The 8,887-nt window shown below is 67.0% G+C and carries 7 protein-coding genes and 1 pseudogene; 5 read left to right on the top strand and 3 right to left on the bottom strand.

What is annotated here, in order from left to right:
• On the bottom strand, positions 1–2,049 hold a 2,049-nt coding region (gene mutS, locus EN738_RS25235), incomplete at its 3' end, for a DNA mismatch repair protein MutS (protein ID WP_127286079.1).
• A 158-nt stretch (positions 2,050–2,207) separates the two neighbouring features.
• Between mutS and EN738_RS25230 the strand changes: the two genes are divergently transcribed.
• From EN738_RS25230 to EN738_RS25220, 4 genes and pseudogenes are all read left to right on the top strand, one after another.
• Positions 2,208–3,389 (top strand): glycosyltransferase, encoded by a 1,182-nt coding sequence (locus EN738_RS25230; protein WP_127286078.1) that lies wholly within the window; start codon positions 2,208–2,210, stop codon positions 3,387–3,389.
• 133 nt (positions 3,390–3,522) lie between these two features.
• A complete protein-coding gene (locus EN738_RS25225; protein WP_127286077.1) occupies positions 3,523–5,802 on the top strand; it encodes an NADP-dependent malic enzyme in 2,280 nt (759 codons plus the stop codon).
• A gap of 127 nt (positions 5,803–5,929) precedes the next feature.
• Positions 5,930–6,142 (top strand): annotated as a pseudogene (locus EN738_RS36945) (PAS domain S-box protein); the annotation flags it as partial.
• A complete protein-coding gene (locus tag EN738_RS25220) occupies positions 6,129–7,028 on the top strand; it encodes a sensor domain-containing diguanylate cyclase (protein ID WP_245494667.1) in 900 nt (299 codons plus the stop codon). The pseudogene EN738_RS36945 and the gene EN738_RS25220, both read left to right, overlap by 14 nt.
• A gap of 100 nt (positions 7,029–7,128) precedes the next feature.
• Here the strand turns inward: EN738_RS25220 and EN738_RS25215 are convergent, their stop codons facing one another.
• Together EN738_RS25215 and EN738_RS25210 are read right to left on the bottom strand one after the other, a co-directional pair.
• The gene (locus EN738_RS25215) at positions 7,129–7,641 is read right to left on the bottom strand and encodes a hypothetical protein (protein ID WP_127286076.1); all 513 of its coding nucleotides are present in this window, start codon (positions 7,639–7,641) and stop codon (positions 7,129–7,131) included.
• 34 nt (positions 7,642–7,675) lie between these two features.
• Positions 7,676–7,921 (bottom strand): DUF1127 domain-containing protein, encoded by a 246-nt coding sequence (locus EN738_RS25210; RefSeq protein WP_127286075.1) that lies wholly within the window; start codon positions 7,919–7,921, stop codon positions 7,676–7,678.
• A 125-nt stretch (positions 7,922–8,046) separates the two neighbouring features.
• Between EN738_RS25210 and EN738_RS25205 the strand changes: the two genes are divergently transcribed.
• On the top strand, positions 8,047–8,887 hold an 841-nt coding region (locus tag EN738_RS25205; RefSeq protein ID WP_281034326.1), incomplete at its 3' end, for a BTAD domain-containing putative transcriptional regulator.

Here is an 8,887-nt window from a genome sequence, read left to right as displayed (position 1 = left end):
GGTCTGGGCAAGGATGGCGATCAGCGCGTTCTGCCGCAGGAAGGTCGACTTGCCGCCCATGTTGGGACCGTTCAGCAGCCAGATGGCGCCGGCCTTGGCGCCGCCTTCCGGCGAAAGGTCGCAGTCGTTGGCGACGAACGGGCCTTCGCCCGATCGCCGCAGCGCCTGCTCGACCACCGGATGCCGGCCGCCTTCGATCTCGAAGGCGAGGCTGGAATCGACTTCCGGCCGGCACCAGGCCTCGCTTTCCGAAAGCAGCGCAAGGGCGGCCGACACGTCGAGCGCGGCAAGCGCCTCGGCGCCGGCGCGGATGCTGTCGGCTTCGCCGACAACCTCGGCCGTCAGCCGGTCGAAGGCGGCGAGCTCGATGCTCAGCGCCCGGTCGGCGGCGTTGGCGATCTTCGATTCCAGCTCGGCCAGCTCCGTCGTAGTGAAGCGCATGGCGTTGGCCATGGTCTGGCGGTGGATGAAGCGCCCCTTGGCCTCGTCGCTGCCGGTCATCGCTGCATGGTGATTGGCGGTGACCTCGATGTAGTAGCCGAGCACGTTGTTGTGCCGGATTTTCAGCGAGCGGATGCCGGTCACCTCGATCAGCGAGCGCTCCAGCCCGGCGATCACTTTGCGCGACTCGTCACGCAGCGCCCGCATCTCGTCGAGCTCGGCATTGTAACTCGACCGCACGAAGCCGCCGTCGCGCTTCAACAGCGGCAATTCCTCGTCCAGCGCCTGGCTGAGATGGTCGCGCAGATCGCGCGGCAAGGCCTTGATCGAGGCCAGCGCCGCCGCAAGTTCCCGCGGCAGGGTGGTCGCCGCAAACAGATGCACGATTGCGTCGGCCGCCTCGAAGCCGGCGCGCAACGCGCCGAGATCGCGCGGACCACCGCGATTGAGCGCCAGCCTGGACAGCGCGCGCGGCATGTCGGCGACGCTCTTCAGGCTCGTCCGCGCCGCCTGGCAGAGCCGCGTTTCGGCGCGGAAGAACGACACCGAATCGAGCCTGGCGCCGATCGCCGCCGGATCGGTCAGCGGCGCCATCAGCCGGTCGGCCAAGAGCCTCGCGCCGCCGCCGGTCACCGTGCGGTCGATCGCCTTGAACAGCGAGCCGTCGCGGCTGCCCGAAAGCGTGCGTAAGAGCTCCAGATTGGCGCGCGTCGCCGGGTCGATGAACAGCGTCGAGCCGCTCTCCTCGCGCTCCGGTCGCGACAGCGGCGGCCGCTCGGCCTTCTGCGTCTTCTCGACATAGGCAATAGTGCCTGAGATGGCCGACAGTTCGGCGCGCGAAAACGTCCCGAAACTGTCCGGCGTCGCCACCGCGAAGAAGCGTGCGATGCGTCCCGCGGCCGAGGCCGAATCGAACAGCGACGGCGGCTGCGGGCTGGCGACGCGGCCGATGACGTCGAACAGCGGCTTCAGCTCGGGGTCGTAAAACACCGGCTCGGCGACGATCAGCTCGCGCGGGTCGACGCGGAAGATGTCGGCGAGCAGCCGGTCGGCGGTGGTCTCGGCGACGCGGAAGACCCCGGTCGAGATCTCGATCCAGGCCAGTGCGAAGGCATGATCGTTGCTGCCTCCCTTCACCCGCCCGAGCGCCATCAGGAAGCTCGATTCGGACGGCGCCAGCAATTTGTCCTCGGTGATGGTGCCGGGCGTCACCAGCCGCACCACGTCGCGCCGCACCACCGATTTCGAGCCGCGCTTTTTGGCCTCCGCCGGGTCCTCGGTCTGCTCGCAGACGGCGACGCGGAAGCCTTGCGCGATCAGCTTCTGCAGATAGTCATCCGCCGCATGCACCGGCACGCCGCACATCGGAATGTCGTGTCCCTGGTGCTTGCCGCGCCGGGTCAGCACGATGCCGAGCGCGCGGCTTGCTTTCTCGGCATCGTCGAAGAACAGCTCGTAGAAATCGCCCATGCGGTAGAACAGGAGCGAATCCGGGTTCGCCGCCTTGATCTCGATATACTGCTCCATCATCGGCGTGACGCCGCCCACGGCAGGCGCCGGCGCCATCGTGTCCGGGGCGTCGTTGTCGGTCGGCATGTGCATGTTCATTGGGGCACGCTAGCAGATGTGGTTGCCGGGTTTAATGCCGGCCGCTCGAAAAGCAGGGGAAGACCGCGTCGCTCCGGCCACCGGCGGCCAAGGCGTGCCGGCATTGCAACGCGCCGGCGGCCAGCATAAGTCATCCACGGAGCTCGGGGGCGGGGTCGATGGACAGGTTCGGTCAGGAATCATTCGAGGAGATGGTCGGGTCGGCCGGCACGCCGCTCGAACGCCTGCAGCGGCGCGCCGGCCACAGGCTTGGCCGTCTCAATCAGTCGGTGCAAAAGCGATTGCCTTTCCTGCTTCCCGGCCACGGCCCGCTGTCCGGCCTCGGCGGCGGCATGAAGGTCGCGATCCATGTGCTCAGCCATGATCCGCTGCTGATCTACATGCCGATCGGCGGCGAGCGCCCGCTCAGCTCGATAGCGGCGATCGGCAGGCACCTCGCCTCGCGCCGCGCCGCATTCCTGTTGATGCCGAGCTGGACACTCGAACGGCCGCACGTCATCGCCAGGCTCGGCCAGGACATCGCCTGGTATCGCGAGCACTTCCCGCTCCACGAGCTGATTTTTCTCTGCAACAACGAGGCGGAGCGCCGCCTCGTTGCCGCGGTCGGGGGCACGGCGATTTTCTCCAACCACAATCTGATGGTCTCGGAGGACATCTTTCGGCCCCTGCCGGATGTCCCGGTCGAATTCGATGCCGTCTACAACGGCCGCATCTCGAACACCAAGCGCCACTATCTCGGCTTCGACATCGAAAGGCTGGTCCATATTGCCATCTCGATCGGCGAACTGCCGCCGGCCGGCGACCGCGCCTTCATCCGGCGCCTGCAGGCGCAGTCGCCGCTGCACCGGATCGCCAATCCGATCGTCGATGGCCGGACCGGCCGGCTGACGCCGCAACAAGTCAATCGCGTCTACGCCCAGGCCGCGGTCGGGCTCTGCCTGTCGGCCGTCGAGGGGGCGATGTGCTCGAGCATGGAATATCTCATGGCCGGGCTGCCGGTGGTGAGCACGCCGAGCGTCGGCGGCCGCGATGTCTATTTCGATCCGGACTATTGCATCATCGCCGAGCCCGAACCGGCGGCCATCAGGCGCGCCGTCGAAACCTTGCGCGACCGCGCCATACCGCGCGACGAGATCCGCAGCCGCACCATGGCCAAGGTGTGGCCGCAGCGGCGGGAGCTGATGGAATTCCTGTCGGCGTTGCGCGAGCGCATGGGAAGCGCCGAGCCAACGCTTTCGCAATGGCCCTTTCCCGGAACCGGGTCGTTGCGGCGCTACGGAACGGTACGCCAGCATGCGCGCGAGATCGCGGCATCCGCGGCGGCTGCGGGACGTTCCTGAGCGGCTTCGTCGGAGTAGGGCGAGCTTTGCCGAGCTTGCCGGTTTACAGCGGCGGCCTCTGGCCTTAATCCGGAAGCTCAATAACATGGCGCCCATCTCAAGGGCGCCGCACCGGTGAGGAAATCAAGAGATCATGGCCAGGAAAACCGAAAACAGCGGTCCGTCCGTCAGCGCGCAGGAGGCGCTGGAATTCCACGCCATGGGCCGCCCCGGCAAGCTGGAGATCGTCGCCACCAAGCCGATGGCGACGCAGCGCGATCTCAGCCTCGCCTATTCGCCGGGCGTCGCCGTTCCGGTTCGCGCCATCGCGGAGGATCCGAGCCGCGCCTTCGACTACACGACGCGCGGCAACATGGTCGCCGTCATCTCCAACGGCACCGCCATTCTCGGCCTCGGCAATCTCGGCGCTCTCGCCTCCAAGCCGGTGATGGAAGGCAAGTCGGTGCTGTTCAAGCGCTTCGCCGACGTCGATTCCATCGACCTCGAGGTCGACACCGAGGACGCCGACGAGTTCATCAACTGCGTGCGCTTCCTCGGCCCCTCCTTCGGCGGCATCAATCTGGAAGACATCAAGGCGCCGGAATGCTTCATCATCGAGCAGCGGCTGCGGGAATTGATGGACATCCCCGTCTTCCACGACGACCAGCACGGCACCGCCATCATCTCCGCGGCCGGCCTGATCAACGCGCTGGAGATAACCGGCCGCGACATGAAGACCACCAAGATGGTCTGCAACGGCGCCGGCGCGGCCGGCATCGCCTGTATCGAGCTGATGAAGGCGATGGGCTTTTCGCCGGAAAACATCATCCTGTGCGACACCAAGGGCGTCGTCTTCCAGGGCCGCACCGAGGGCATGAACCAGTGGAAGTCGGCGCATGCCGTCAAGACCGAGGCGCGATCGCTGGCCGAGGCGCTGGACGGCGCCGACGTCTTCCTCGGCCTCTCCGCCAAGGGCGCGCTGACCACCGCCATGGTGCAGTCGATGGCCAAGAACCCGATCATCTTCGCCATGGCCAATCCCGATCCCGAGATCACGCCCGAGGAAGTGGCCGAAATCCGCACCGACGCCATCATGGCCACGGGCCGTTCGGACTATCCGAACCAGGTCAACAACGTGCTGGGCTTCCCCTACATCTTCCGCGGCGCGCTGGATGTCCGGGCCACCACCATCAATGACGAGATGAAGATCGCCGCCGCCCGCGCGCTGGCCGAGCTGGCGCGCAAGGACGTGCCCGACGATGTCGCCGCAGCCTATCAGGGCAACCGCCCAAAATTCGGCCCCAACTACATCATCCCGGTGCCGTTCGACCCGCGCCTGATCGCGGCGATCCCGCTGGCTGTCGCCAAGGCCGCGATGGAGTCCGGTGTCGCCCGCAAACCGATACTCGATCTCGGCCGCTACGCGCAGGAGCTTTCCGCCCGCCGCGATCCGATCGCCTCGACGCTGCAGCGCATCTACGACCGTGTGCGCCGCCAGCCCAAGCGCATCGTCTTCGCCGAGGGCGAGGAGGAGCAGGTGATGCGCGCCGCCGTCTCCTATGTGAACCAGAACCTCGGCACCGCGATCCTGCTCGGCCGCGACGACGTCATCAAGGAAAACGCCAAGCACGCCGGCATCGAGCTCAACAAGCAGGGCATCGAGATCATCAATGCCAGGCTGTCGCGCCGCAACGGCATCTACACCGACTATCTCTATGAGCGCATGCAGCGGAAGGGTTTCCTGTTCCGCGACTGCCAGCGCCTGATCAACAACGACCGCAACCATTTCGCCGCCTGCATGGTGGCGCTGGGCGATGCCGACGGCATCGTCACCGGCGTCACCCGCAACTATTCGACCGCGCTCGACGACATCCGCCGCGTCATCGACGCCAAGCCCGGCCACCGCGTCATCGGCGTCTCGATCGTGCTCGCCAGGGGCCGCACCGTCGTCGTCGCCGACACCGCCGTGCACGACATGCCGAACGCCGAGCAGATCGCCGACATCGCCGAGGAGGCGGCCGGCTTCGCCCGCCGCATGGGCTACGAGCCGAGACTTGCCATGCTCGCCTATTCGACCTTCGGCCATCCGCAGGGCGAGCGCTCCGAGCGCGTGCAGGAGGCGGTGCGCATCCTCGACAAGCGCCGCGTCGATTTCGAGTATGACGGCGAGATGGCGGCCGACGTGGCGCTCAACGCCCGCGCCATGGCGCAGTACCCGTTCATCCGGCTGATCGGCCCGGCCAACGTGCTGATCATGCCGGCGTTCCACTCGGCCTCGATCTCGACCAAGATGCTGCAGGAGCTCGGCGGCTCGACCGTCATTGGCCCCCTGCTGGTCGGCCTTAACAAGCCGGTGCAGATCGTCTCGCTGAATGCCAAGGATTCAGACATCGTCAACATGGCGGCGATCGCGGCTTACACGGCGGGCAACTGAGAAGCGGTGCACTAAGGGCGCATCGCCATAACAGATTGAGAATACTCACCTGATATAGAAGACCTCTTGCCGACTTGCCGTAACGGCATCTACGGCGCGCTCAGACCGCCAACTCGGGGGTGCGGCCATGAAGCATGACGGGGTTTCTGCATCCGCGGTCGGCCAGGGGGGCCACCACGACGAGCGGCTGGACGCGCTGCTCAGCATCACCGGTCGCATGGACGGCTATCTCTACCGCTGCCGCAACGACCAGTCCTACACGATGCTCTATATCAGCGACGGCATTTTCACCGTCAGCGGCTACCGGCCGAGCGATTTCATCCACAATGCGGTGCGCGACTACGTCTCGGCCATCCATCCTGACGATCTCGCCGCTGTCTACGCCGCCGTCGACAACGCTCGAGGCGCGCTGCAACTGGAACGTCGACTACCGCATCGTGCCGAGGGTCGGCGAGCCGCTCTGGGTCCGCGAGATCGGCGGCGGTGTCTGGGACGAGGCCGGCGAGCTCGAATTTCTCGAGGGTTTCGTCGTCGACATCAGCGACCGCAAGGTCGTCGAGGACCTCAACGCCCAGCTGCTGCTCGACCTCAAGGCTGCCAACGAGGAACTGTCGGTGCAAAAGCGCGAGATCGAGCTGGCCAAGCAGCAGAGCGACCATTCGGCCAACCACGATCTTCTGACCGACCTGCCCAACCGGCGCGCCTTTCACAACGAGCTCAAATCGGTGATCGGCCGCTGCGCCGCAACCGGCGACGCGGCGGGCCTGCTGTTCATCGACCTCGACCGCTTCAAGGAGGTCAACGACACGCTTGGCCACGAGGCCGGCGATGCGCTCCTGCAGCGCGTGTCGGACAAGCTGCGCACGATCCTGCGCAGCGCCGACTTCGTCGCGCGGCTCGGCGGCGACGAGTTCGCCTTCCTGTTCTCAGGCAAGCCGGACCTGGCCAGGGAGAAGGCGGTGCGCGTAGCGGAGCGCGTGCTGGAGCGGCTGCGCATCAAGGTTCCGGCCCCGAACGGCGACATCCAGGTCGGCTGCACCGTCGGTGTCGCCATCTATCCGACGGAAGCCGCCGATCCCGACGCGCTGGTCGCGCTCGCCGACCGGCTGATGTATGTCGGCAAGAAGGAAGGCCGTGGCCGGCTGGTCACTTCCGACCAATTGGCGCTGGAGCAGTCCGGGGCCAGCGGCGGCCAGTCGTCGCGCCGCCAGCGTCGCATCGCCTAGCCCCGACGGGCGGGGCATCCATCGAGCAGGACGGACCGGCCGAAAACCTTCCCCCCGCAAGGCGAGGGGAAGGCAAGGCATTTGAAGGCGTTGCGAAACCCTACTCCCAGTCGCGGCAGGCGAGATAGGCGTGCTTCCAGAAGCGCCAGCCGGTCACCTTCCATTTCCAGAATTCATAGCCGCAGCCGCCGTGGTCGGAGGCCACGATGGTCACTCCGCCCCAGCCCCAGGCGCCGTGCTTGTGGTGGCCGTGATGGTGGCCGCCATGGTCGGGCTTGCAGCCGAAGAGCTCGCACGGCAGCTTCTTGTGCTTGTAGAGGTCGGGCGGACCCGACTTGCAGCCGTTGGGCACGCAGTCGATCTTGGCGTGGATGCGCGGCTGCACCCTGTCGACCAGCGACGGCAGTCTGCTCGCCGCCTTGAAGCCGCCGGGGCTGGGTGCAGGGCGGCCATGCACATTTACCCCGCCGCCCTGCGTCACCGCATGCGCGATGCCGTGCTTGACCTTGAAATCTCCGGCATGGGCGCCGCTCGTGAGCGCGCCGGCACCGACGATCGCCGCCAGCACGATGACGGCGCCGGCGAGGTTGGACGTATTTGTCTTGGTGAACATCTCATCTTTCCTTGGATTTGTTTGTTTGGTTGGCTCAGCCGAGGCGACTGGCCGGCTTGATGCCGAGCGCGACGACGTTGAAGATCTCGTCGCGGCCAACGCCGATGTCGCGGAGCAGGCGGTCGTCGAAGCCGCCGACATGGCGCAGGCTGCGGCGAACGGCCTCATCCCGCGCCGCGTCGCTGACGGAGCGCGTGATGGTGCGGCGCAGAATGCCGGACATCCATCCGGCCGGCGTCGCGGCTAGGGGCAGGGTGTCTTTCATGCTATGCAGGGTCATTGGTCTTCTCCGGTTTGGCGCGATCTCCGTGATCGCTATGGGCCGGATATCGGCGACGGCCGGGAAGCCGGCGTTCGCGAAGCGTGAAATCTTCGGGAAATCGTCGCGAAAAGGAGCTGTGGCGGGTGGGGGAAAGCGTCCCGGCGCATGACAGGGCGAGCCCGACGACCGATCGCGGGCCGTTCGAACTGTGCCTGCTGGGCGGGTTTTCGCTGCGCGACGCGGCCGGGCAGCCTGTCGAACTGCCGACACGCAAATGCGAATTGCTGCTGGCCTATCTGGCCATGCCCGCCGGGCGGCTGCATGGCCGCGACAAGCTGGCGGCGCTGTTCTGGAGCGATCGCGACGAGGAGCAGGCGCGCGGCAGCCTGAGGAAGGCGCTGTCGTCGCTGCGCGCCGCGCTCGGGCCGCAGGCGCTCGGCGGAGACCGCGATGCCGTCACCCTCGATCCGGCCGCGCTTGCCGTCGACGCCGACCGGCTCGCCAGCCTTGCCAGCAACCCGGCCGGGATAGTCGAAGGCGCTGCTCCGGTCTGGCGCTACGGCGAATTCCTCGAAAGCCGTCCGTCGGCCAGCGCCGAGTTCTCCGACTGGCTGACCTTCGAACGCACCCGCTGCCGCAATCTGGCGCAGACCGTTCTCGAAGGCATGGCGCTCCGGCTGGCCGATGCCGGCGACCTTTCGCAGGCACAGTCCGTCGGCCAGCGCCTGCTCGCCATCGACAATCTGCGCGAAGAAAGCCACCGGCTGCTGATGCGCCTCTACGCCAGGGCAGGCGAACGCTCGCGTGCCTTGGCCCAGTTCCAGGGTTGCCGCGAACTGCTCAAGCGCGAGCTCGGCGTCGAGCCGTCGCAGGAAACAGTGCGGCTTTCGCGCCAGATCGCGTCCGATGCTGCCTCGGCGGGGGATGCGGCCGTCCGTCCGGCGGACGGCCCCGGTTCACCAGCGGCCCGGGAGACAGCCCCAA

It is taken from the genome of Mesorhizobium sp. M4B.F.Ca.ET.017.02.2.1, from assembly GCF_003998955.1.
Lineage (GTDB): Bacteria > Pseudomonadota > Alphaproteobacteria > Rhizobiales > Rhizobiaceae > Mesorhizobium > Mesorhizobium abyssinicae.
This window is presented reverse-complemented; position numbering and strand designations above follow the sequence as displayed.